This window comes from Burkholderia sp. ZZQ-2 (assembly GCF_050768715.1).
GTDB classification, from domain to species: Bacteria; Pseudomonadota; Gammaproteobacteria; order Burkholderiales; family Burkholderiaceae; genus Burkholderia; species Burkholderia cepacia.
Genome location: NZ_LDVA01000326.1, coordinates 1 through 22,349, shown reverse-complemented (window position 1 = coordinate 22,349; position 22,349 = coordinate 1). Strand labels below are relative to the sequence as shown.

Here is a 22,349-nt window from a genome sequence, read left to right as displayed (position 1 = left end):
ATCATGACGGCTATCCAACACTTCTTTAAGACCTTCTTCCTGACCGAGCTGCTGAAGGGGCTCGCGCTGACCGGTCGTTACACGTTCAAGCGCAAGTTCACCGTGCAGTTCCCGGAAGAGAAGACCCCGATTTCGCCGCGCTTCCGCGGGCTGCATGCGCTGCGCCGCTATGAAAACGGAGAAGAGCGCTGCATCGCGTGCAAGCTCTGCGAGGCCGTGTGCCCCGCGATGGCGATCACGATCGAATCGGAAACGCGCGCGGACAACACGCGCCGCACGACGCGCTACGACATCGACCTGACGAAGTGCATCTTCTGCGGTTTCTGCGAAGAGAGCTGCCCGGTCGATTCGATCGTCGAGACGCAGATTCTCGAGTACCACGGCGAAAAGCGCGGCGACCTCTATTTCACGAAGGAAATGCTGCTCGCGGTGGGCGATCGCTACGAGAAGGACATCGCCGCGGCGAAGGCTGCCGACGCGCCGTATCGTTGATTGTGTTTGCAGTGCCGGCCCGAAGCCTGGGCCGTGCCGCCGCGACGGGTGCGGCACGCGAGAGCGTCCCGCAAGCCGCGCCTGACTATGGCCTAACGATGAACCGGTAATCATGGAATTCACGACCGTACTGTTCTACATCTTCGCGCTGCTCCTGGTGGTATCAGGGCTGAAGGTGATCACTTCGCGCAACCCGGTGGCGTCTGCGCTTTTCCTTGTGCTGGCGTTCTTCAACGCCGCCGCGATCTGGATGCTGCTGGAAGCGGAGTTCCTCGCGATCCTGCTGGTGCTGGTCTACGTGGGCGCCGTGATGGTGCTGTTCCTGTTCGTCGTGATGATGCTGGACATCAACATCGACTACCTGCGCCGCGACTTCAAGCGCTTCGTCCCGATGGCGACCGTGGTCGGCGCGATCATCGTGATCGAAACCGCGCTGATCCTGTGGCGCGGTTACGGCGACACGCAGACGGTGCACGCGATGGCGACGGGCGAAATGGCCAACTGGTCGAACACGCGACTGATCGGCAAGGTGATCTACACCGACTACATCTTCGCGTTTGAAATCGCCGGCCTCGTGCTGCTGGTCGCGATCATTGCCGCGATCGGGCTGACCGAGCGCAAGGGCAAGGACAGCAAGCGCCAGCGCGTGTCGGATCAGGTCAAGGTGCGCCGCAACGACCGTGTGCGCCTCGTGAAGATGGAAGCGGACAAGCCGCAGCCGGAAACGGCGCAGAGCGAAGCCGGTTCGGGCACCAACGGCTAAGCGGAGGAAAGGAAAACCATGCTGACTCTTGCTCATTACCTCGTGCTCGGCGCGATCCTCTTTGCGATCGCGATCGTCGGGATCTTCCTGAACCGCCGCAACGTCATCATCATCCTGATGTCGATCGAACTGATGCTGCTGGCGGTGAATACCAACTTCGTCGCGTTTTCGCACTACCTCGGCGATGTGCACGGCCAGATCTTCGTGTTCTTCGTGCTGACGGTCGCCGCAGCGGAAGCCGCGATCGGCCTCGCGATTCTGGTGACCCTGTTCCGTAAGCTCGACACGATCAATGTCGAGGATCTCGATCAGCTCAAAGGTTAATTTCAGGCAACGCTGTTATGTCAACGACACTCAATGAAAACCTGCTGCTGGCGATTCCGCTCGCTCCGCTGGCCGGCTCGCTGATTGCGGGGCTGTTCGGGAACGCAGTCGGGCGCAAGGGCGCACACCGGATCACGATCCTCGGCGTAATGATCGCGTTCCTCCTGTCGGCGAAAGTCTTCTTCGACGTGATGGGCGGCGCAAGCTTCAACGCGACCGTCTACGAATGGATGAACGTCGGCTCGCTGAAGCTCGAAGTCGGCTTCCTCGTCGATTCGCTGACCGCGATGATGATGGTCGTCGTGACCTTCGTCTCGCTGATGGTGCACGTGTACACGATCGGCTACATGGCGGAAGAAGACGGCTACCAGCGCTTCTTCTCGTACATCTCGCTGTTCACGTTCTCGATGCTGATGCTCGTGATGAGCAACAACTTCCTGCAGCTGTTCTTCGGCTGGGAAGCGGTGGGTCTGGTGTCGTACCTGCTGATCGGCTTCTACTTCACGCGTGAGAGCGCGATCTACGCGAACATGAAGGCGTTCCTCGTGAACCGCGTGGGCGACTTCGGCTTCCTGCTCGGCATCGGCCTGCTGCTCGCGTTCGCCGGCTCGATGAACTACGGCGAAGTGTTCGCGAAGCGCGCGGAACTCGCGAGCCTGCACTTCCCGGGCACCGACTGGGGCCTGCTGACCGTGGCCTGTATCTGCCTGTTCATCGGCGCGATGGGTAAGTCGGCACAGTTCCCGCTGCACGTGTGGCTGCCGGACTCGATGGAAGGCCCGACCCCGATCTCGGCGCTGATTCACGCGGCGACGATGGTGACGGCCGGCATCTTCATGGTGTCGCGCATGTCGCCGCTGTTCGAGCTGTCGGACACCGCGCTGTCGTTCGTCACGGTGATCGGCGCGATCACGGCGCTGTTCATGGGCTTCCTCGGCATCATCCAGAACGACATCAAGCGGGTGGTCGCCTATTCGACGCTGTCGCAGCTCGGCTACATGACGGTCGCGCTCGGCGTGTCCGCGTACCCGGTCGCGCTGTTCCACCTGATGACGCACGCGTTCTTCAAGGCGCTGCTGTTCCTCGGCGCCGGCTCGGTCATCATGGGCATGCACCACGACCAGGACATCCGCAACATGGGCGGCCTGCGCAAGTACATGCCGATCACGTGGATCACGTCGCTCATCGGTTCGCTCGCGCTGATCGGTACGCCGTTCTTCTCGGGCTTCTACTCGAAGGACTCGATCATCGACGCGGTGAAGCTTTCGCACCTGCCGGGTTCGGGCTTCGCGTACTTCGCGGTCGTCGCGAGCGTGTTCGTCACGGCGCTGTACTCGTTCCGCATGTATTTCCTGGTGTTCCACGGTGAAGAGCGCTTCCGCAAGCCGAAGCATCCGGAATCGCCGATGGGCATGGCGGCCGCGCACGGCCACGACGACCACGGTCATGGCCATGGTCATGACGACCACGCGCACGAGCCGCACGAGACCCCGTGGGTCGTGTGGGTGCCGCTGGTCCTGCTGGCGATCCCGTCGGTGATCATCGGTGCGATCGCGGTCGGCCCGATGCTGTTCGGCGACTTCTTCCAGCACGGCGTTGCATTCGACAAGGTGATCTTCATCGGCGAAAACCACCCGGCGCTGGCCGAGATGGCCGAGGAGTTCCACGGCTGGGTGGGCATGGGCCTGCACTCGGTGTCGGGTCTGCCGGTCTGGCTCGCGCTCGCCGGTGTCGTTGTCGCCTGGTTCCTGTACCTGAAGCGTCCGGATCTGCCGGCGTCGATCCGCCGCGCGTTCGGCCCGATCTACACGCTGCTGGACAACAAGTACTACATGGACAAGATCAACGAAGTGGTGTTCGCCCGTGGTTCGGTGGCGATCGGCCGCGGCCTGTGGAAGGAAGGTGACGTCGTCGTGATCGACGGCCTCGTCAACGGCAGCGCCCGGTTCATCGGCTGGTTCGCCAGCGTGATCCGCTTCCTCCAATCCGGTTACATCTATCACTACGCGTTCGCCATGATCATCGGCATGCTGGGGCTCCTGACCCTGTTTGTAACGCTCGGCGGCAAATAAGGCGGGGGACAACTTAATGCACGCTTTTCCGATTCTCAGTACCGCGATCTGGCTGCCGATCGTTTTCGGCCTCCTCGTGCTTGCGGTGGGTAATGACAAAAATCCGGGGACGGCCCGCTGGATCGCGCTGATCGGTTCGCTGCTCGGCCTCGCGGTCACGATCCCGCTGATCACGGGCTTCGATTCGAGCACGGCTGCGCTGCAGTTCGTCGAGAAGTCGACCTGGATCGAGCGCTTTGACATCGCGTATCACCTCGGCGTCGACGGCATCTCGATGTGGTTCGTCGTGCTGACCGCGCTGATCACGGTGATCGTCGTGATCGCCGCATGGGAAGTCATCACCGAGAACGTCGCGCAGTACCTCGCGGCGTTCCTGATCCTGTCCGGGATCATGATCGGCGTCTTCTCGGCGGCCGACGGCCTGCTGTTCTACGTGTTCTTCGAAGCGACCCTGATCCCGATGTACATCATCATCGGCGTGTGGGGCGGCCCGAACCGCGTGTATGCGGCATTCAAGTTCTTCCTGTACACGCTGGCCGGCTCGCTGCTGATGCTGGTAGCGCTGATCTACCTGTACACGGAAACGCATTCGTTCGACCTCGCGACGTGGCAGAACGCCAAGATCGCGATGACGCCGCAGATCCTGCTGTTCATCGCGTTCTTCCTCGCGTTCGCGGTGAAGGTGCCGATGTGGCCGGTGCACACGTGGCTGCCGGACGCGCACGTGGAAGCGCCGACGGGCGGCTCGGTCGTGCTGGCCGCGATCATGCTGAAGCTCGGCGCGTACGGTTTCCTGCGCTTCTCGCTGCCGATCACGCCTGACGCGAGCCATTTCCTGGCCCCCGTCGTGATCACGCTGTCGCTGATCGCGGTGATCTACATCGGCCTCGTCGCGATGGTGCAGGCCGACATGAAGAAGCTGGTCGCGTATTCGTCGATCGCGCACATGGGCTTCGTCACGCTCGGCTTCTTCATCTTCAACCAGCTCGGCGTCGAAGGCGCGATCATCCAGATGATCTCGCACGGCTTCGTGTCGGGCGCGATGTTCCTCTGCATCGGCGTGCTGTACGACCGCGTGCACTCGCGCCAGATCGCCGATTACGGTGGCGTCGTCAACGTGATGCCGAAGTTCGCGGCGTTCGCGATGCTGTTCTCGATGGCCAACTGCGGCCTGCCGGGCACGTCGGGTTTCGTCGGCGAGTTCATGGTGATTCTCGCGGCCGTCCAGTACAACTTCTGGATCGCATTCGGCGCGGCGTTCACGCTGATCCTCGGCGCTGCTTACACGCTGTGGATGTACAAGCGCGTGTATTTCGGCGCGGTGGCGAACGACCACGTTGCCAAGCTGAAGGACATCGGCCGTCGCGAATTCCTGATGCTGGCCGTGCTCGCCGCGTTCACGCTGCTGATGGGCCTGTATCCGAAGCCTTTCACCGACGTGATGCACGTTTCCGTGGAAAACCTCCTCTCCCATGTCGCGCAGTCCAAGCTGCCGCTGGCGCAGTAATCGCGAGCGGAGGAAATCAAGATCATGAACGCTCCTATGAATGTCCTGTTGCCTGACGCGCTGGTGATGGCCGCCATCGTCGTCGCATGGCTGAACGACACCTTTACCGGTGCTTCCGGCCGCCGCCTGACTTACCTGATCGCGGTTGTTTCGTCGGTCGTCGCCGGCGTGTGGTTCGCGGTGCAGGCACTCGACCCGCAGCAGTACTACTTCTTCTCGAAGATGGTCGTCGTCGACTCGTTCGCGAGCACGATGAAGGCAGTCGTGTCGTTCGGTTTCGCGGTCTCGCTCGTCTATTCGCGCAAGTACCTCGAGGATCGCGACATGTTCCGCGGCGACGTGTTCCTGCTCGGCATGTTCTCGCTGCTCGGCCAGCTGGTCATGGTGTCGGGCAACAACTTCCTGACGCTGTACCTCGGTCTCGAACTGATGTCGCTGTCGCTGTACGCAGTCATCGCACTGCGCCGCGACGCCGCGCAGTCGAGCGAAGCCGCGATGAAGTACTACGTGCTGGGCGCGCTCGCGTCGGGCTTCGTGCTGTACGGCATCTCGATGCTGTACGGCGCGACCGGCTCGCTCGAGCTGGGCGAGGTGTACAAGGCGGTCGGCGGCAACACCGACGCAGCCGTGCTGATGTTCGGCGTGGTCTTCATCGTCGCCGGTATCGCGTTCAAGCTCGGCGCCGTGCCGTTCCACATGTGGGTGCCGGACGTCTACCAGGGCGCACCGACCGCGATGACGCTGTTCGTCGGCGGCGGCCCGAAGGTTGCCGCGTTCGCGTGGGGCCTGCGCTTCCTGGTGATGGGCCTGCTGCCGCTCGCGCAGAACTGGCAGACCGCGCTCGTGATCCTCGCCGCGCTGTCGCTGATCGTCGGCAACATCACCGGTATCGTCCAGCGCAACATCAAGCGGATGCTCGCGTACTCGGCGATCTCGAACATGGGCTTCGTGCTGCTCGGCCTGCTCGCGGGCATCGTGAAGGGCGACGCGTCGGCGCCGGCGAATGCATACAGCTCGGCGATGTTCTACGCGATCGTCTACCTGATCACGACGCTCGGCTCGTTCGGCGTGGTGATGCTGCTCGCACGCCGCGATTTCGAAGCCGACACGATCGACGACTTCAAGGGCCTCAACAAGCGCAGCCCGGTGTTCGCGTTCGTGATGATGGTCATGATGTTCTCGCTGGCAGGCATCCCGCCGACCGTCGGCTTCTACGCGAAGCTCGCCGTGCTCGAAGCGACCGTCAACGCGGGCCTCACGTGGCTGGCCGTGCTGGCCGTGATCACGTCGCTGTTCGGCGCGTTCTACTACCTGCGCATCGTGAAGCTGATGTACTTCGATGCACCGCAGGATGCAACGCCGATCACCGGTGATTTCTGCAAGCGCACGATCCTCGTGCTGAACGGCCTGGCGGTCGTCGTGCTCGGCCTGATCCCGAGCCCGCTGCTGACGGCCTGCCTGCAGGCAATTCGCCACACGCTGCCGCTGTAATGTCGGCAGCCGGCTGGTTTATCGTGCTGTTGGCGTTCGTCTGCGCCAACCTGCCGTTCCTGAACCAACGCCTCTTCGCCGTCGTGCCGTTCGGCGCGACGAAGAAGGGCGGGTGGGTGCGGATCGGCGAGCTGATCGTGCTGTACTTCATAGTTGGCGCGCTCGGCTTCTGGCTCGAGTCGCGCGCCGGCAACCGCTTCGAACAGGGCTGGCAGTTCTACGCGATCACGTTCAGTCTTTTCGTCGTGTTCGCGTTTCCCGGCTTCACGTTCCAGTATCTCGTCAAACGACGCTGACGGCTTCGGCCGTCGCGCTCATTTTCGGAGCCGCCGATGGCCGAACTACCCAATCACGACGCCGCACTGACCGAAACCTGCCTCGAGAGCGAGGCGATTTTCGACGGCGCGTTCCTCAAGCTCAAGCGCGATATCGTCCGCCTGCCGGATGGCAAGAAGGCCACGCGCGAATACGTCCAGCATCCGGGCGCGGTGATGGTGATCCCGCTGTTCGATGACGGCCGCGTGCTGATGGAAAACCAGTTTCGCTACCCGATCGGCAAGGTGATGGCCGAATTCCCGGCCGGCAAACTCGACCCGAACGAAGGCGCGCTCGCCTGCGCGGTGCGCGAACTGCGCGAGGAAACGGGTTACACCGCACGCGAGTACGTGTTCCTGACCCGCATTCATCCGATCATTTCCTACTCGACCGAATTCATCGACCTGTACCTGGCGCGCGGGCTGACGGCCGGTGAGCGCAAGCTCGATGAGGGCGAATTCCTCGAGACCTTCACCGCGACGCAGGCCGATTTGCAGGAATGGGTGCGCACGGGCCAGATTTCCGACGTGAAGACGATCATCGGCACGATGTGGCTCGACAAGGTGCTGTCCGGTACGTGGCCGCTCGGGCCGGTCCTGACGCCCTGAGTGCGGCGTCAGCGGCGGGTGGGGCGCCGCGTTACAATCCGGTGACGCGACGCCTCCACGTCGCGCGATCGGCAATTAGCACGATCGTTCACAAAACCGCTTTTTGCGCTACACTCGCCACACGCCCTGATTCAGCATGAAGGTCCTCGATTTGCAGTGCCCGCACGGTCATCGGTTCGAAGGCTGGTTCGCTTCCGCCGATGAATTCGAAGCGCAGTTGTCCCGCAAGCTGGTCGAATGCCCGGTGTGCGGAACGACCGAGGTCAACCGTCTGCCGTCGGCGCCGCGCCTGAATCTGTCGGGTGCGACGCAGGCACAGCCGGCCGATCCGCGCGCAATGCAGGCGCAGGTGATGCGTGCACTGCGCGAGGTGCTGGAGAAAACCGAGAATGTGGGCGAGCGCTTCGCCGAGGAAGCGCGGCGCATCCATTACAACGAGGCGCCGGCACGCAGCATTCGCGGTGTCACGACGCCCGAAGATGCGCAATCCTTGGCCGAAGAAGGCATCGACGTGATGCCGCTGCCGATTCCTGCCGCGCTGAAAGAACCGCTGCAATGACGTATGCAGTGGGTCCTTGCCGGGCTGGACGGCCGCGGCCTGCGTCTGCATGGGACCGGAGTAAGTGCTGAAGCACCAACTCCGGTCGACAGGAGACACTGCGCATGGATCTGGATTATTCCCCCGCCGACGACGCGTTCCGCGTCGACGTCCGCGCCTGGCTCGAGGCCAACCTGCCTCACGCACTGCGCGCCAAAGTACTCGATCACAAACGACTCGACCGCGAGGATTTCGCGAGCTGGCACCGGATTCTCGGCCAGCGCGGCTGGTCCGCGCCCGCCTGGCCGGTTGAATACGGCGGGCCGGGCTGGAACGCGACGCAACGGCACATCTGGGACGAGGAGTGCGCGCGGATCGGTGCGCCGACCGTGCTGCCGTTCGGCGTATCGATGGTCGCGCCGGTGTTGATGAAATACGGCAGCGAAGCGCAGAAGCGTCATTATCTGCCGCGGATTCTCGACGGCTCGGACTGGTGGTGCCAGGGCTATTCGGAGCCGGGGTCGGGATCCGACCTCGCCTCGTTGCGCACGCGCGCCGAGCGCCAGGGCGACCACTACATCGTCAACGGCCAGAAGACCTGGACGACGCTCGGCCAGTACGCCGACATGATGTTCTGCCTCGTGCGCACCGATCCGGCCGCGAAGAAGCAGGAGGGCATCTCGTTCCTGCTGATCGACATGAAGACGCCCGGCATCACGGTGCGGCCGATCGTCATGCTCGACGAGGACCACGAGGTCAACGAGGTGTTCTTCGAGGATGTGAAGGTGCCGGTCGAGAATCTCGTCGGCGACGAGAATCGCGGCTGGACCTACGCGAAATACCTGCTTGGCCATGAGCGCACCGGCATCGCGCGCGTCGGCGCGTCGAAGCGCGAGCTCGCGTTCCTGAAGCGCGTGGCGTCGAACCAGCGCAAGAACGGCAAGCCGTTGCTTGCCGATCCCGTGTTCGCCGCCAAGGTCGCGGCGCTCGATGTCGAGCTGATGGCGCTCGAGGTGACGGTGCTGCGCGTCGTCAGCCGCGAGACGAGCGGGAAGGGGCCGGGCCCCGAGGCGTCCATGCTGAAGATCAAAGGCACGGAAGTGCAGCAGGCGCTCACCGAGCTGATGGTCGACGCGATCGGCCCGCTCGCCGCACCGTTCGACGTTCCGTTCCTCGACGGCCAGCGCGAGCACAGCATCGCCGGCGACGACGACGCGGCGCCGCTGGCCGCGTACTACTTCAACTACCGGAAGACGTCGATCTACGGCGGTTCGAACGAGATCCAGAAGAACATCATCGCGCAGATGATTCTGGGGCTGTGATCAGGGAACGGAGACAACCATGGATTTCAGCTTTACCGATGAGCAGCAGCAGTTCGCCGACGCGCTGCGCCGGTATCTCGGCGAGCAATACGGTTTCGACGCGCGTCAGGCCATCGTGCGCAGCGACGCGGGCGTGTCGGACACGCAGTGGAGTGCGTTCGCAGAACTGGGGTTGACCGCGCTGCCCGTGCCGGACGCACAGGGCGGCTTCGGCGGCGGCCCGGTCGACATGCTGGTCGTGATGCAGGAACTCGGCCGCGCGCTCGTGATCGAGCCGTACTGGGCAACGGCGGTGGGTGTCGAGGCCTTGCGCATCGCCGGCTCCGGCGCCGGTGAGGATGCCGCGCTGCTGGAGGCGGTCGCGCAGGGGCAGAAACGTGTGGCGGTTGCTTTCCACGAGCCGCATGCGCGCTACGACCTGTTCGAACTCGATACGCATGCGCGCGAGCAGGGCGGCACGTACCGCCTGACGGGCACGAAGTCGGTCGTTCAGCATGGCGCGCAGGCGCATGCGTGGATCGTGCCTGCGCGCGTCGACGACGGCGGCATCGGCCTGTTCGTCGTCGAACGGGATGCCGCGAATGCGAAGGTGGCCGACTACCGGACGATCGACGGCCAGCGTGCCGCGACGATCGGTTTCAATGAAACGCCGGCGCGACTGCTGACGGGCGGGGCGCGCGACGCCGCCGCCCTCGAGCAAGTTGCCGATTACGCGACGTTCCTGCTGTGCGCGGAGGCGGTCGGCGCGCTCGACGAACTGAACCGCGCCACGGTCGAATACACGAAGACGCGCGAACAGTTCGGCATGCCGATCGCGCGTTTCCAGGCACTGCAGCACCGGATGGTCGACATGCTGATCCATGCCGAGCAGGCACGTTCGCTGACCTACCTGGCAGCCGTGCGCTACGCGAGTGGCGATGCCGACGCGCGGCGCAAGGCGGTGTCGGCCGCGAAAGCGCGTGTCGGCGCCGCCGCGCGTTTCGTCGGCCAGCAGGCCGTTCAACTGCACGGCGGCATGGGCGTGACCAACGAGGTCGCCGCTGCGCACCTGTTCAAGCGGCTGACGATCATCGAGACGACGCTCGGCGACACCGATCATCATCTTGCGCGCATCGCGGCACTGCCCGATTTCGCGCAGGCCGACGCGGCATGACGGCGACGCGCGAGCGCGCCAGACAAGGAGACATCTAGTGGGCATCAGTTACGAAGACCTGGTGGTCGGCAGCACCACCGAAGTGGGCCGTTACACGTTCGAACCCGACGACATCAAGACGTTCGCGCAACGCTACGATCCGCAGCCGTTCCATCTCGACGAAGAAGCCGGGAAGGCATCGCATTTCGGCGGGCTTGTCGCGAGCGGCTGGCATACGTGTTCGGTGTTCATGAGCCTGCTCGTCAAGAAGCTCGGCCCGGACTCGACCAGCATGGGCTCGCCGGGCATCGACTCGATCCGCTGGCTCAAGCCGGTGCGTGCGGGCGATACGATCACGATGTACCAGAAGGTCCACGACAAGCGCGTGTCGGAGAGCAAGCCCGACCGCGGCATCGTGTCGACGGAATGGGTCGGCGTGAACGAGGCCGGCGAGACGGTGATTACCGTGCACACGAAAGTGATCTTCGGGCTGCGCCATCCGGGAGGCGTGCAGGCATGACGGAGATGACGTTGCCGCTGATCGCGTCGGCGCAGGCGCTGCAGGCACGCGTCGGCGCGGAGCCGCTCGCGAGCGGCTGGATCGCGATCGACCAGCATCGCGTCGACGGGTTTGCCGACGCGACCGGCGATCATCAATGGATTCACGTCGATCCCGAGCGCGCGCGACGCGAGTCGCCGTTCGGCGGACCGATCGCCCACGGGTTCCTGACGCTGTCGCTGATTCCGGCGTTGATGACCGACGCGATGCGTTTCGAGCAGAAGATGGGCGTGAACTATGGACTGAACCGCGTGCGGTTCCTGAAGCCGGTGCCGGTCGGCGCGCGCGTGCGTGCGCTGTTTGCGGTAAAGGAAACCGCCGAGGCCGCGCGGAACGGCGTGCAGGTGACGTGGTCGGTGACGATGCAGGTCGAGCGTCCCGATGCGCCGCTGCCGGTTTGCGCGGCGGAATTCATCACGCTGCATTACTTCTGAAGCGGGGAGCGGCATGCACGGATGCCGCTCCGCCCGTCACTTGCGTGTCAGTGCTTCGCGTATTGCGTTGCGCCGAACAGCACCTCGCGTGCCTTGTCGTCCTGCAGCGCCTTGCGCATCGACGCGAGCACTTCGACACCGCGCTGCACGGCCGGTCGTGCGGCGATCGTGTCGTACCAGCGCTTCACGTTCGGCAATTCGTCGAGCACGATGCCCTGGTTCTGCCATGAGCGCGTCCACGGGAACGTCGCAATGTCCGCGATCGTGTACGTGTCGCCCGCGAGATATTCGGACTCGCCGAGTCGCTTGTCCATCACGTTGTACAGGCGCTTCGCTTCGTTTGTGTAGCGGTTGACCGCATACTCGATCTTCTCCGGCGCATACAGGCGGAAGTGGTGCGCCTGCCCGAGCATCGGCCCGACGCCGCCCATCTGGAACATCAGCCATTCGAGCGTTGCATAGCGTGCGGCCGGATCGGTCGGCAGGAACTTGCCGGTCTTCTCCGCGAGGTAGATCAGGATCGCGCCCGATTCGAACAGCGAGATCGGCTTGCCGCCGGGGCCGTCCGGATCGACGATCGCGGGGATCTTGTTGTTCGGGCTGATCTTCAGGAATTCCGGCTTGAACTGGTCGCCTGCGCCGATATCGACCGGATGGACACGATAGGCGAGGCCCGTTTCCTCGAGCATGATGTGCACCTTGTGGCCGTTCGGGGTCGCCCAGCTATAGACGTCGATCATCGTGAACTCCTTTGTTGCGTGCGCGAAAACGGCGCTGGCAGCGCCGCGACAGGCGGTCATTAGAGCATGGATCGATGCGCGCTGCTGGCGACGCAAACGTGCGTGCCGATACGGGTACGCGGGCGAGCGAGCGCTCGCCGCCGACGTCGCGCGCGGCGCTTCGTGGCGGATGCGTTCAGGCAGGTGGAACGCGGGCGTGGCGGCTCAGCGCTTGTAGCGGGGCGGGCGCTTCTCGAGAAATGCGGTGATGCCCTCGAGCCCGTCCGCATGATGCAGCGACGCGACGAAATGATCGCGTTCGGTGCCGAGATGCGCGTCGAGCGGTTGCGTCGTTGCGTCGTCGAGCAGCGACTTGATGCGCGTGAGTGCGTTCGGCGAGATGCCGGCGAGTGCATCGGCCCATGCCAGCGCGTCGGTCAATGCCGCGCCTGGTACGGCGAGCCGGTTGACGACGCCGAGCGTGTGCAGACGTTCGGCTGCGACGGGTTTGCCTTCGAACAGGATCTCGGCCGCGAGCGCGCGCGGCAGTGCGCGGGCGATGAACCACGAACCGCCCCCGTCGGGTGTCAGGCCGACACGCGCGTATGACATCACGAATTTCGCATCGTGCGCGGCGACGATCAGGTCGCACGCGAGCGCGAGCGAAAAGCCCGCGCCGGCCGCCGCGCCTTCGACCGCCGCGATCACCGGCTTCGTCGAAGCGTGGATCGCCGTTACCCATGCGGCGAGCTGATCGATGCTGTCGGCCTGGTAGGACGGATCCTTCGAGCGGTTGTCGAGCAGCCGGTTCAGGTTGCCGCCCGCGCAGAAGAAGCGATCGGCGCCGGTGAGCACGACAGCGCGAATCCCGGGATCGCGCTCGGCGGTGGCGAGCGCCTCGACGCCGGCCGCGTACATGTCGGGATGCAGCGCATTGCGTGCGCCGGGATTGGATAGCGTGAGGACGAGCGTCGAGTCGCTCTCGGGCGGACGCGAGGCCAGCAGTTCAGCACTCATGCGAGCGTGTCTCCATCGGATGGCGGGGCTGCGGCGCCACGCGCGCCGCGCACGCGGATGCGACCGATGCCGTAGCGGATGTAATGTTGTCGTGACGAACGCAATACTTGCTTTAGACTAGCACGAACGTGCTTTTCAGCGCGACGAATCTCGCTGCGGCCGGCACCGTTGCGGCCGCGTTCCAGCAACGAAGGAGACTCCGATGCTACAGCTGTGCGGTATTCCGTTGTCCAACTATTACAACAAGGTGAAGTTCGTCCTGCTCGAGCACGACATTCCGTTCGAGGAGTCGGTGTGCGGTTTGCCGATCAGCGATCCGGCCCGGCTCGCCGATTCGCCGCTCGGCAAGATTCCGTTCCTGAAGACCGAAGAAGGCGCATTGTTCGAGTCGCAGGTGATCATCGAATACCTGGCGGCGCGTTATCCCGAGAAAGGCATTTTCCCGGCGAGCCCGTTCGCGGCCGCGAAGGTGCGCGAACTGGTCGAGACGCTCGAGCTGTATCTCGAATGGATGGCGCGCGAGGTCTATACGGAAGCATTTTTCGGCGGCAAGGTCAGCGACGGGACGAAGGCGCACGTCGAGAAGCGCCTGCCGCGCGCGATCGATGCGTTCAACCAGATGACGCAATTTTCGCCGTATGTGCTCGGCGAGTCGTTCGGCCTCGCCGACATCGCCGCATGGGTCCATCTGCCGGTCATCGGGATGGCGACGAAGGCCATTTTCGGACGCGATTTCCTGCTCGACGCGGGCATCGACTGGAAGGCGCACGCGAAGATCGTCGGCGAGCGTCCGGCCGCGCAGCGCGTGGCAGCCGAGCGCAAGGCGTATATCGAGGCGACGAGCGTCGCGCGTTCGTAAACGCGGTTCCTGCAAGGCGGCCTCTGGCCGCCCGTGCGGGACTTACAGGCGGGCGAGCCGTTCGAGCGCCGATGCGAGCGTGCTTTCCTGCTTCGCGAAGCAGAAGCGTACGACGCCCGATTCGTGCGGCTCGTGATAGAACGCCGACACCGGAATGGCGGCCACGCCGATCTCCGACGTGAGCCACTTCGAGAATTCCGCTTCCGGCAGGTCGCTGATCGCCGAATAATCGACGCACTGGAAGTACGTGCCCGTGCAGGGCAGCAGCTTGAAGCGCGTACGCTCGAGGCCGGCCCGGAAGAAGTCGCGCTTCTTCTGGTAGAAGTCGGCAAGCGTCAGGTACGGTGCCGGGTCGCGCAGGTAGTCGGCGAGCCCGACCTGCATCGGCGTGTTCACCGTGAACACGTTGAACTGGTGGACCTTGCGGAATTCGGCGGTCAGCGCGGCAGGGGCTGCGACATAACCGACCTTCCAGCCCGTCACGTGATAGGTCTTGCCGAAGCTCGATACGATGAAGCTGCGCGCGGCAAGTTCAGGATAGCGCGCGACGCTCTCATGGCGCGCGCCGTCATAGACCATGTGCTCGTAGACCTCGTCGGACAGAATCAGCACGTTGGTGCCACGCACGATCTCTTCGAGCTTGCGCATGTCGGTCTCGCGCCACACGGTACCCGTCGGGTTATGCGGCGTGTTGATCAGGATCATGCGCGTTTTCGGCGTGATTGCAGCCGCCAGACGGTCGAACGGAATCGCGTAGTCGGGCGCCTCCAGCGTGACGAACACAGGTGTGCCGCCCGCGAGTTCGATCGACGGCAGGTAGCTGTCGTAGGTCGGTTCGACGACGATCACCTCATCACCCGGATGCACCGTGCACAGGATCGCGGTCAGCAGTGCCTGCGTCGCGCCGGCCGTGACGGTGATTTCGGTCGCTGGATCGTAACGCCGGCCGTAGACCTGCGCGATCTTGTCTGCGATCGCCTCGCGCAGCGGTGCGACACCGGCCATCGGCGGATACTGGTTGTGCCCGTTACGCATCGCGGCGGCAACCGCATCGACGATGCGCGGATCGCAGTCGAAATCCGGAAAGCCCTGGCCGAGGTTCACGGCGCCTTTTTCTGCTGCAAGCGCGCTCATGACCGTGAAGATCGTCGTGCCGACGTTCGGCAGGCGCGAAGGGAAAACGGGAGTCGTTGGCATGTCTGAAGGAGCGTTCATCGATACGGTCGAAATCGGGTGGTGTTGCGGTGCGTCAAGCCGGCGTGGCGTCGAGCGCGCAGGCCTCGGCAAAGGGGGCCGGTTGCGCGATCCGGAAGCCGAAATCGCGCGCAGTGCGCTTCGCGAGCTTCAGCAGCGCGCGGTCTTTCGACACGAGCCAATCGGCCTGGGCGGCGCGGGCGAGTTCAAGAAACTTCTGGTCGTCGCGGTCCTTGCACTTCGGCAGCGGCGGCGCGTCGGCGTCGACGGCCGGCGGCTCGACGAGGCTCGCCAGGCGGGCGACGGTTGCGAGCGCGGCCGCCTTGTCGACGGCGCGCGCCTGGAATTGCGGATAATCGAGCACATACTCGAGTTCGGTCAGGCAGCGGCCGTCGATCACGGCGGCAAGCGTGCCGCGTTCGAGCGCGGCGCGGATCGGGCGCGTAGCGGGGTCGTCGAATACGAGGATGTCGATCCAGACGTTCGAGTCGAGCACGACGCGATGCGCGGCATGCGGGGCGGGAGAGCGGGTCATTCGTTACAATCGGTGGTTTTCGTCTGACCGCAAGGCACGGCGTGCCAGCGAGCCTCTATGATAATCGTTCTCTCTCCCGCCAAATCCCTCGACTACGATACGCCCGCGCACGTCCAGTCTTACACGAAGCCTGCATTCGTCGACGACGCGTCCGAGCTGATCGACGGCCTGCGCAAGCTTTCGCCGCAGGACATCGCGACGCTGATGGATATCTCCGATCCGCTTGCACGGCTGAATTTCCAGCGCTACGCGGACTGGTCGCCGACCTTTACGCCGGCCAACGCGAAGCAGGCCGTGCTCGCATTCAACGGCGACGTATATGAAGGATTCGACGCCAAATCGCTGTCGTCCGCCGATCTCGACTATGCGCAGCAGCACGTGCGCGTGCTGTCGGGGCTGTACGGGCTGCTGCGTCCCCTCGATCTGCTGCAGCCGTACCGTCTCGAGATGGGTACGCGCTTCGCGAACGCGCGCGGCAAGGATCTGTACGCGTTCTGGGGCGACCGCATCACGCGGGCGCTGAACGAGCAGCTCGAAACGCGCAGCGGCGCGGCGCGCGTGCTCGTCAACTGCGCATCGACCGAATACTTCAAGTCGGTCAAGCCGAAACTGCTGGCCGCGCCCGTCGTCACGCCGGTGTTCGAGGACTGGAAGGGCGGCCGCTACAAGATCATCAGCTTCCATGCGAAGCGTGCGCGCGGCCTGATGGCGCGTTTTATCGTCGAGAACCGGATTGCCGACCCGAAGGCGCTGAAGGAATTCGCGACGGAAGGCTATGCGTTCGATGCGGCTGCGTCGAACGATTCGACTTACGTATATCGCCGGCGAGTCGGCGAATGACCCTGCCGGCCGTTCACGAGACGGCCGGTGCATGCATGAGGCCGGGCAAGCGCTACACCGCCTGTTCCGGTCGCCAGCTTTACATGGGACCGGTGTAAGCGCTAAAGCGCTAACTCCGGTCGACAAAGGAGAGACAGATGGCCCTTTCGATCACCAGCAATTTCGACGCAGGCGCAATCGACGTCGTGTCGTGCGACAGCCCCGATGCGATTCGGTTGCGCGTGCGCGGCGACAACCGCTCGGAATTCGCGCAATGGTTTTACTACCGCTTGACGGGCGCGCGCGGCGAGCGCTGTGTGATGACGTTCGAGAATGCTGCCGAATGCGCGTATCCGTCGGGCTGGCGCAATTACAGCGCGGTGGCGAGCTATGACCGGGTCGACTGGTTCCGCGTGCCGACGACGTTCGACGGCAAGACGATGACCATCGACCATACGCCGGAATTCGACAGCATCTACTACGCATATTTCGAACCGTACTCGGAAGAGCGTCATGCGGCATTTCTCGGTGCGGTCCAGCAGTTGCCGCAGGCGAGCGTCGTCGAACTTGGTCGCACGGTCGAAGGTCGTCCGATGTCGCTGCTGACGCTCGGTGCGCCGGAGACCGACGGCGCACCGAAGAAGAAGGTGTGGATCATCGCGCGCCAGCATCCCGGCGAGTCGATGGCCGAGTGGTTCGTCGAAGGCCTCGTCAAGCGGCTGGCCGGATGGGGCGACTGGGCCGGCGATCCGGTCGCGCGCAAGCTCTACGATCGCGTGACGTTCCACATCGTCCCGAACATGAATCCGGACGGCAGCGTGCATGGCAACCTGCGCACCAACGCGGCGGGCGCGAACCTGAACCGCGAGTGGATGGCGCCCGATGCCGAGCGCAGCCCCGAGGTGCTGGCCGTGCGCGATGCGATCCATGCGATCGGCTGCGACATGTTCTTCGATATCCACGGCGACGAGGATCTGCCGTACGTGTTCGTTGCCGGGTCGGAAATGCTGCCGAGCTTTACCGAGCAGCAGGGCAAGGAGCAGACCGCGTTCATCGAGGCGTTCAAGGTTGCGAGCCCGGACTTCCAGACTGAGCACGGCTATGCGGCGAGCAAGTACAAGGAGGATGCGCTCAAGCTCGCGTCGAAGTACATCGGCCACCAGTTCGGCTGCCTGTCGCTGACGCTCGAGATGCCGTTCAAGGACAACGCGAACCTGCCCGACGAGCGAGTCGGCTGGAACGGCGAGCGAAGCGCGGCGCTCGGCGCGGCGATGCTGGCTGCGATCCTGGTGCACGTCGACACGTTCGCGTAAGCGCAGCGTCGCCGTATGAAAAAAGCCGGAGCATCTCAGGATGCTCCGGCTTTTTTGCTTCTGTTGATGTCGCTTCGTCGAATCAGGACTTCTTCGCGCTCTTCTTCACGACCTTCTTCTGTCCGCTCGACTTTTTCGTTGCGGCGGCCTTCTTGCTGCCGGTGCGGCCCGATGCTTTCGCCTTGACCTTGCCTCGGTGCGACTTGCCCTTGAACTTCTTCGTCGAAGACGTGGAGCGCTCGACGCGCGGCTTCAGCGGCGGAACCGGGTCGTTCCAGCTGAAGGCGAGCATTTGCTGACCGACATAGCCGCATCGGAATTTCAGCGGCGTCGGGTCGCTGCCGTCGCTGTGGATGCCGAGCCCGTCGACCGTGACGATATTGTCGACCTTCACGCGCTGCTTGCCCTGGTCGAACGAGTCGTTCCATGGCGTGATTGTCGCGTTGCCGCTGTCGAATGTGTTCGGCGCGAAGTCGACGCGGTCGAACGCCGACGACGTGCTGGCGATGAAGCTGCCGTGCGCCGCACAATCGGCGGCGAGCGGATCGGCATGCATTTCGTTGACGAATTTGTTGATCAGTTCGGAGCGCTGGTCGAGCAGGTCGGCGAATGCCGGTGTCGGAAGCGCAAGCGACAGGCCCGCAATACAGGCTGCCAGCTTGCCGAGCGCCCGGAAAATCCGGAGCGACGCAGGAGAGCTGTCCATCTGGTTATTGGTGAGGAGCGAATGAGACATCGGGCACGTATAGATGCCCGATGAAGAACCGGAGTTCAATCTTAGCGTAAAAAAGTTGTGCGGCAGTAGATGTCGCATTCTGCCGCACCGCGCGAGGCCCTGCCGGTGGGTGGTGGCGGTGCCGCCACCGGAGGGCGATTCAGGCGCGCGGGCCGCCGAGGCGATAGCGCCGGACGTCGAAGGTCGTGACCCACGCGGGACGATAGACCGCGATGAGTGCCGTTGCCATGCCGGTGAACCACGCTTCGCCGAGTGCGAGAAGCGCAGTGTTCAGCAGATAGCCGGCCGGAATCACGACAGGCACGCCGTCCGCCAGCGCGAGCTGGACCCCGGCCGCGGCAGCAGCGACTGCGATGATTGCGATGGCCGGCGACAGGAATCCCTGGCCGGTGATGAACGACGCGAGATTGTGCGGCAACCACGCGAGTGCGGCGCGCTGCAGCAATGCCGACACGGCGACCGGCAGCGCGCCGTAGATCAGATAGGTCAGGCCAATGCCCTGCCAGGGCGCGTCGAAAATGATCGCGGCAACCGCCGTGACGGTGCCCATCGCGATCAATGCGAGTGTCCAGTCGAACAGTGTGACGAGCAGCGTCGCGCCAAGCAGATGCATGACGATGCCGTCTTCGAGCCACGCATTCGAGGCCCAGAGGACCGTAATGGCGGTGACGAGCGCAAGCCACACGTGCTGGAGCGTGGCGTCCTGCAGGCGCACGAAGGGACGATTCCAGATCGCGAGCGCGAGCAGGGCCACGGCGGCGATCCAGCCACCGATGCCAACCCAGAGCGGAAGCGGTGTGAAGAGAAAACCCATTCGTCCATATTACTCGTTGAGCATCAAAGGTGGGAATCCACACACGCCGACCGTCGCAATATCGAGACTGTCTGGCTAGCGTTCGCGCCGGAATCGCGCCGGCGGTTCAGCGGCGATCGGCAAGTCCTGCGTGCTGTCGATTGAGGCTGGCAACGGGTACGGGCGGTCTTTCCGTTGCGTACGCAGCGGAACCGGGCCCTGTTCGCCGATGGGCGGCTTGCGCGTGCGGTTGCGATTCGCCAGCAGCACCTCGAGGTGGGGCGACAGCCAGCCGTTGTAGATCGCGACCGCGGCGGCGCGGTTGGCGGCACCGAGTTGCTGGAAGATGCTGGCGAGGTGGATCTTGACGGTGCCTTCGCTGATGCCGAGCGTACGGGCGATCATCTTGTTGGTGCTGCCCATATGGACGAAGCGCATGATCTGAGCTTGGCGGGGCGACAAGAGGCCGCTCGGCGGCCGGCGGGGAAGCGATCCGGCGAGTGTCTGGAAATGGGCATCGTAGCGCGCCGCAGCAGTGGAAGGCAGCAGACGGAGCGCGATCGGCGGGATGTAATGCCCGCCCAGCAGAACGATCTCGAGCGCACGCACGATCAGGTGTGGCCGGGTGGAATGCGGGATCACGCCGGAGACACCATAGTTGAAGAAGCGCTGGATGGCTTCCGGCGATGTTTCGTCGACCAGAACGGCGACGGGTGTCGGCGAGCACGCGCTGCAGATCGCCTGAAGCTCGCTGAGTCGGCCGACGTCGAGCCAGTCGATTGCGACGAGGTCGAAACGCTGGTTGCGCAGCAGCCTGCGCGCCTGAAAACTGTCGGGCGCATCGTTGATGCTGGCGTGACGGTCGATCTGTCGCAACAGAGCCTTCAGTCCGTCACGCCGCTCGGCGTCTGAATTGAGCATCAGGAACCGCATATTCAACCTCCTTAATGTGAGCCATTGATTTGCCGTCTGGCATGCCTTGGGTCTGATGATGACAAAGACCTTACACGATGTCTGCTTGGCTGAAAGGCTTAGGAAAAGTATGAAATTTCGGGCGGCAGGATGGCGGACAAGAAAAAAGCCGCTCCGGCGGGAACCGTGAGCGGCTTCGGACGGGCAGGCCGTCAGGGTACTGCTGTGTGGTTCAGTGAAAGTGCGGCTGGGCGGGTGATGCGTCTTCCGGCATTTCCGCGTGGACGATTTCGCCGAGCGGATCTGCGTAAAGCGGTACGCCGCAGTCGTCGCAGTATTCGGGTTCGAAGCGGCCCGCGTGCCGCCGGACGTCGGTTACACCGCATTCCTTCAGCAGGCTCACGATTTCCTCGAGCGGTCCTTCGATCGGCGCTTCGCCTTCGAGCGTCGCGCTGTCGATCGACACGTCGCCGTTTTCACGGCCGTAAAGCGGCCATACGACACCGTAGATTACGTCGTTGCTGGCACGCCGCGTGAAGCCGACACGATACTCGTCGATACGGCGTTCGCCGAAGCCGGCGACCACCGCGCGCAGCTCTTGCGGTGCCGCACCAAGTGTGTCGAAAAGATAACGAATGGCGGTTCGCACCGTGTGCGGACGCACCCGTTCGTCCGCATCCCGGCAAGCCGAATAGTACGCGTCCGGAAGTAGGCATTCGAACTCGCAGCCGGGCAGGGCGATCGACAGGTTCGGGCCGCCCTGGGCCGTCCATTGCTCGAGGCACTGGCCACGCTCGATCCGGCTGCCGTTTTCCTCTTCCTGCCATCGGAACAGCGGCGCGCCGGCGGGTGCGGCGACGACGGCGAGCAGGAAGCGCGGGTCGGCCAGGATCGGCGAGGTTTCAGGCAGGTCGCCGAAGCTGAGCTTGGGGGTGTGCTGGGTGATCGCTGCATGAGCGAGCTGCTGGGCCAGCCGGTAGGTCTCGACGTGGTGCCGCGGCAACTGGTCAATGCTGTAAAGGAACGGTGCCAGGCCGACGAGGGTGCCGTTCGCAAGGACGTGTGCCTGCAGGTGCGTTCGCAGCGCGTCGGCAACGTCACTCTTGAGCGGGCCGGACGGAATCATGTAGCGCGTCCATGCGAGAACCGGGACGGCGACCAGCAGCGCGTCGAACGGTTGGCCGTCGTGCTCGATCACCATCGACTCGCTGTGCGTCTCGGCCATGTCGGCGAGCGCGCCATAGGCGTCGGGATGATTCTGCTGAAGATGGTCGAGCGCTGCGTCGAGCGTGGTCTGGTTGCCGTTGCGGACAATCTTGGCGAGCAGCGCGTCGAGCTTCGCTTCCCAGAAGCGATCCTCGATGCGGCTGCCCGACGCGAAGAGCGCAAGCGACAGACCGACCAGTTTGTCGGCATCGGGGGGGAGGCGTTTGGCGATTCGCTGGCGCATATTAAAGACGTATATAGAAAGAGGCGAAGAACCTCATATTCTAGTCCGTTCTTTGCACCATAAGCGGTCTCGCGCCAAGGCATGGCAGATCGGCCGGATTGCAGCCTTTGTAAAAAAGTTGCGTCAAACCCCTTGCGCAGTTCGAAGAGGGTGCTTAGAATCACGCCTCTTTCGCGCTAACGGAAACGCGGCGCGGGAGAGGGAAGCGAAGCTGGTGGTGTGCTGCAGTGTCGGGCACGCGGCTGGCCTGGAAGTTGAACCCCGCAGTCGCAACGATGTAGTGTAAAAAGTTGTTGACGAGCTGCGAAACACGGTTCATAATCTCGCTTCTCTGCTGCTGAAAACGCAGCGCTGCCGGGAAACACGAAGTTCCTCGCAGATTGCTCTTTAAAAATTAACAGCCGATAAGTGTGGGCGCTTGATGGAAGCGAGCTGATCCTCGGAT

General features: G+C 63.8%; 24 protein-coding genes. 16 read left to right on the top strand and 8 right to left on the bottom strand.

Translation table 11 applies throughout. The annotated features are described in order from the left end of the window. The first annotated feature begins 3 nt into the window (after positions 1-3). The 13 genes from nuoI (at position 4) to ABY44_RS30150 (ending at position 11,557) form a co-directional block, all read left to right on the top strand. Positions 4-492 (top strand): NADH-quinone oxidoreductase subunit NuoI, encoded by a 489-nt coding sequence (gene nuoI / locus ABY44_RS30210; protein ID WP_009691265.1) that lies wholly within the window; start codon positions 4-6, stop codon positions 490-492. Between the two features lie 112 nt (positions 493-604). Next, entirely contained in the window at positions 605-1,255 is a 651-nt protein-coding gene (locus tag ABY44_RS30205; protein WP_021162815.1) for an NADH-quinone oxidoreductase subunit J, read from the top strand. Positions 1,256-1,273: 18 nt separating this feature from the next. Beyond that, positions 1,274-1,579 carry an NADH-quinone oxidoreductase subunit NuoK gene (nuoK, locus tag ABY44_RS30200; RefSeq protein WP_006478272.1) on the top strand — a complete coding sequence of 102 codons (306 nt, stop codon included), beginning with the start codon at positions 1,274-1,276 and terminating at the stop codon, positions 1,577-1,579. Positions 1,580-1,596: 17 nt separating this feature from the next. Continuing rightward, positions 1,597-3,651, top strand: coding sequence for an NADH-quinone oxidoreductase subunit L (gene nuoL, locus ABY44_RS30195; RefSeq protein WP_021162816.1), 2,055 nt, complete (start codon positions 1,597-1,599; stop codon positions 3,649-3,651). 16 nt (positions 3,652-3,667) lie between these two features. Continuing rightward, positions 3,668-5,158 carry an NADH-quinone oxidoreductase subunit M gene (locus ABY44_RS30190; RefSeq protein ID WP_021162817.1) on the top strand — a complete coding sequence of 497 codons (1,491 nt, stop codon included), beginning with the start codon at positions 3,668-3,670 and terminating at the stop codon, positions 5,156-5,158. A 36-nt stretch (positions 5,159-5,194) separates the two neighbouring features. Further along, on the top strand, positions 5,195-6,649 hold the full coding sequence (gene nuoN / locus ABY44_RS30185; RefSeq protein ID WP_027786870.1) for an NADH-quinone oxidoreductase subunit NuoN: 1,455 nt from the start codon (positions 5,195-5,197) through the stop codon (positions 6,647-6,649). Further along, the gene (locus ABY44_RS30180; protein WP_021162819.1) at positions 6,649-6,945 is read left to right on the top strand and encodes a DUF2818 family protein; all 297 of its coding nucleotides are present in this window, start codon (positions 6,649-6,651) and stop codon (positions 6,943-6,945) included. Before nuoN ends, ABY44_RS30180 begins: the two co-directional genes overlap by 1 nt. A 36-nt stretch (positions 6,946-6,981) precedes the next feature. Further along, positions 6,982-7,572, top strand: a complete 591-nt coding sequence (locus ABY44_RS30175; RefSeq protein ID WP_059697917.1) for an NUDIX domain-containing protein — start codon at positions 6,982-6,984, stop codon at positions 7,570-7,572. Between the two features lie 136 nt (positions 7,573-7,708). Beyond that, the gene (locus ABY44_RS30170; protein WP_048020504.1) at positions 7,709-8,131 is read left to right on the top strand and encodes a DUF1178 family protein; all 423 of its coding nucleotides are present in this window, start codon (positions 7,709-7,711) and stop codon (positions 8,129-8,131) included. Positions 8,132-8,235: 104 nt separating this feature from the next. After that, positions 8,236-9,432, top strand: a complete 1,197-nt coding sequence (locus ABY44_RS30165; protein WP_060172974.1) for an acyl-CoA dehydrogenase family protein — start codon at positions 8,236-8,238, stop codon at positions 9,430-9,432. Between the two features lie 19 nt (positions 9,433-9,451). Further along, positions 9,452-10,585, top strand: coding sequence for an acyl-CoA dehydrogenase family protein (locus ABY44_RS30160; RefSeq protein ID WP_059697915.1), 1,134 nt, complete (start codon positions 9,452-9,454; stop codon positions 10,583-10,585). 37 nt (positions 10,586-10,622) lie between these two features. After that, complete coding sequence (locus ABY44_RS30155) at positions 10,623-11,084, top strand: MaoC family dehydratase (RefSeq protein WP_027786875.1); 462 nt, start codon at positions 10,623-10,625, stop codon at positions 11,082-11,084. Further along, entirely contained in the window at positions 11,081-11,557 is a 477-nt protein-coding gene (locus tag ABY44_RS30150; RefSeq protein ID WP_059697913.1) for a MaoC family dehydratase, read from the top strand. The genes ABY44_RS30155 and ABY44_RS30150 overlap by 4 nt, the downstream gene beginning before the upstream one ends. Before the next feature lie 47 nt (positions 11,558-11,604). Here the strand turns inward: ABY44_RS30150 and ABY44_RS30145 are convergent, their stop codons facing one another. Both ABY44_RS30145 and ABY44_RS30140 read right to left on the bottom strand, forming a co-directional pair. Continuing rightward, positions 11,605-12,297, bottom strand: coding sequence for a glutathione binding-like protein (locus ABY44_RS30145; protein WP_048020511.1), 693 nt, complete (start codon positions 12,295-12,297; stop codon positions 11,605-11,607). A 204-nt stretch (positions 12,298-12,501) separates the two neighbouring features. Then, complete coding sequence (locus tag ABY44_RS30140; RefSeq protein WP_027786878.1) at positions 12,502-13,293, bottom strand: oxepin-CoA hydrolase, alternative type; 792 nt, start codon at positions 13,291-13,293, stop codon at positions 12,502-12,504. Between the two features lie 202 nt (positions 13,294-13,495). Between ABY44_RS30140 and ABY44_RS30135 the strand changes: the two genes are divergently transcribed. After that, positions 13,496-14,152, top strand: a complete 657-nt coding sequence (locus ABY44_RS30135; protein WP_059697911.1) for a glutathione S-transferase — start codon at positions 13,496-13,498, stop codon at positions 14,150-14,152. Between the two features lie 42 nt (positions 14,153-14,194). On the opposite strand, the gene ABY44_RS30130 is transcribed toward ABY44_RS30135, so the two are convergent. Both ABY44_RS30130 and ABY44_RS30125 read right to left on the bottom strand, forming a co-directional pair. Beyond that, positions 14,195-15,367: a pyridoxal phosphate-dependent aminotransferase gene (locus ABY44_RS30130; RefSeq protein ID WP_059697909.1), complete on the bottom strand. Its 1,173-nt coding sequence runs from the start codon at positions 15,365-15,367 to the stop codon at positions 14,195-14,197. A gap of 34 nt (positions 15,368-15,401) precedes the next feature. Continuing rightward, positions 15,402-15,881, bottom strand: a complete 480-nt coding sequence (locus tag ABY44_RS30125) for a putative toxin-antitoxin system toxin component, PIN family (RefSeq protein ID WP_021162828.1) — start codon at positions 15,879-15,881, stop codon at positions 15,402-15,404. A 57-nt stretch (positions 15,882-15,938) separates the two neighbouring features. Here ABY44_RS30125 and yaaA point away from each other — a divergent pair, with 57 nt between their 5' ends. Together yaaA and ABY44_RS30115 are read left to right on the top strand one after the other, a co-directional pair. Beyond that, complete coding sequence (gene yaaA / locus ABY44_RS30120) at positions 15,939-16,721, top strand: peroxide stress protein YaaA (protein WP_021162829.1); 783 nt, start codon at positions 15,939-15,941, stop codon at positions 16,719-16,721. Positions 16,722-16,858: 137 nt separating this feature from the next. Next, positions 16,859-18,013, top strand: a complete 1,155-nt coding sequence (locus tag ABY44_RS30115) for a M14 family metallopeptidase (protein WP_431642997.1) — start codon at positions 16,859-16,861, stop codon at positions 18,011-18,013. An 82-nt stretch (positions 18,014-18,095) separates the two neighbouring features. On the opposite strand, the gene ABY44_RS30110 is transcribed toward ABY44_RS30115, so the two are convergent. From ABY44_RS30110 to ABY44_RS30095, 4 genes are all read right to left on the bottom strand, one after another. Further along, entirely contained in the window at positions 18,096-18,749 is a 654-nt protein-coding gene (locus tag ABY44_RS30110; RefSeq protein ID WP_042977384.1) for a BspC domain-containing protein, read from the bottom strand. Positions 18,750-18,888: 139 nt separating this feature from the next. Then, a complete protein-coding gene (locus ABY44_RS30105) occupies positions 18,889-19,563 on the bottom strand; it encodes an energy-coupling factor ABC transporter permease (RefSeq protein WP_027786882.1) in 675 nt (224 codons plus the stop codon). A gap of 75 nt (positions 19,564-19,638) precedes the next feature. Next, on the bottom strand, positions 19,639-20,475 hold the full coding sequence (locus tag ABY44_RS30100) for a response regulator transcription factor (RefSeq protein ID WP_027786883.1): 837 nt from the start codon (positions 20,473-20,475) through the stop codon (positions 19,639-19,641). Between the two features lie 211 nt (positions 20,476-20,686). Beyond that, positions 20,687-21,904: a DUF2863 family protein gene (locus ABY44_RS30095; protein ID WP_027786884.1), complete on the bottom strand. Its 1,218-nt coding sequence runs from the start codon at positions 21,902-21,904 to the stop codon at positions 20,687-20,689. Positions 21,905-22,349 lie beyond the last annotated feature (445 nt).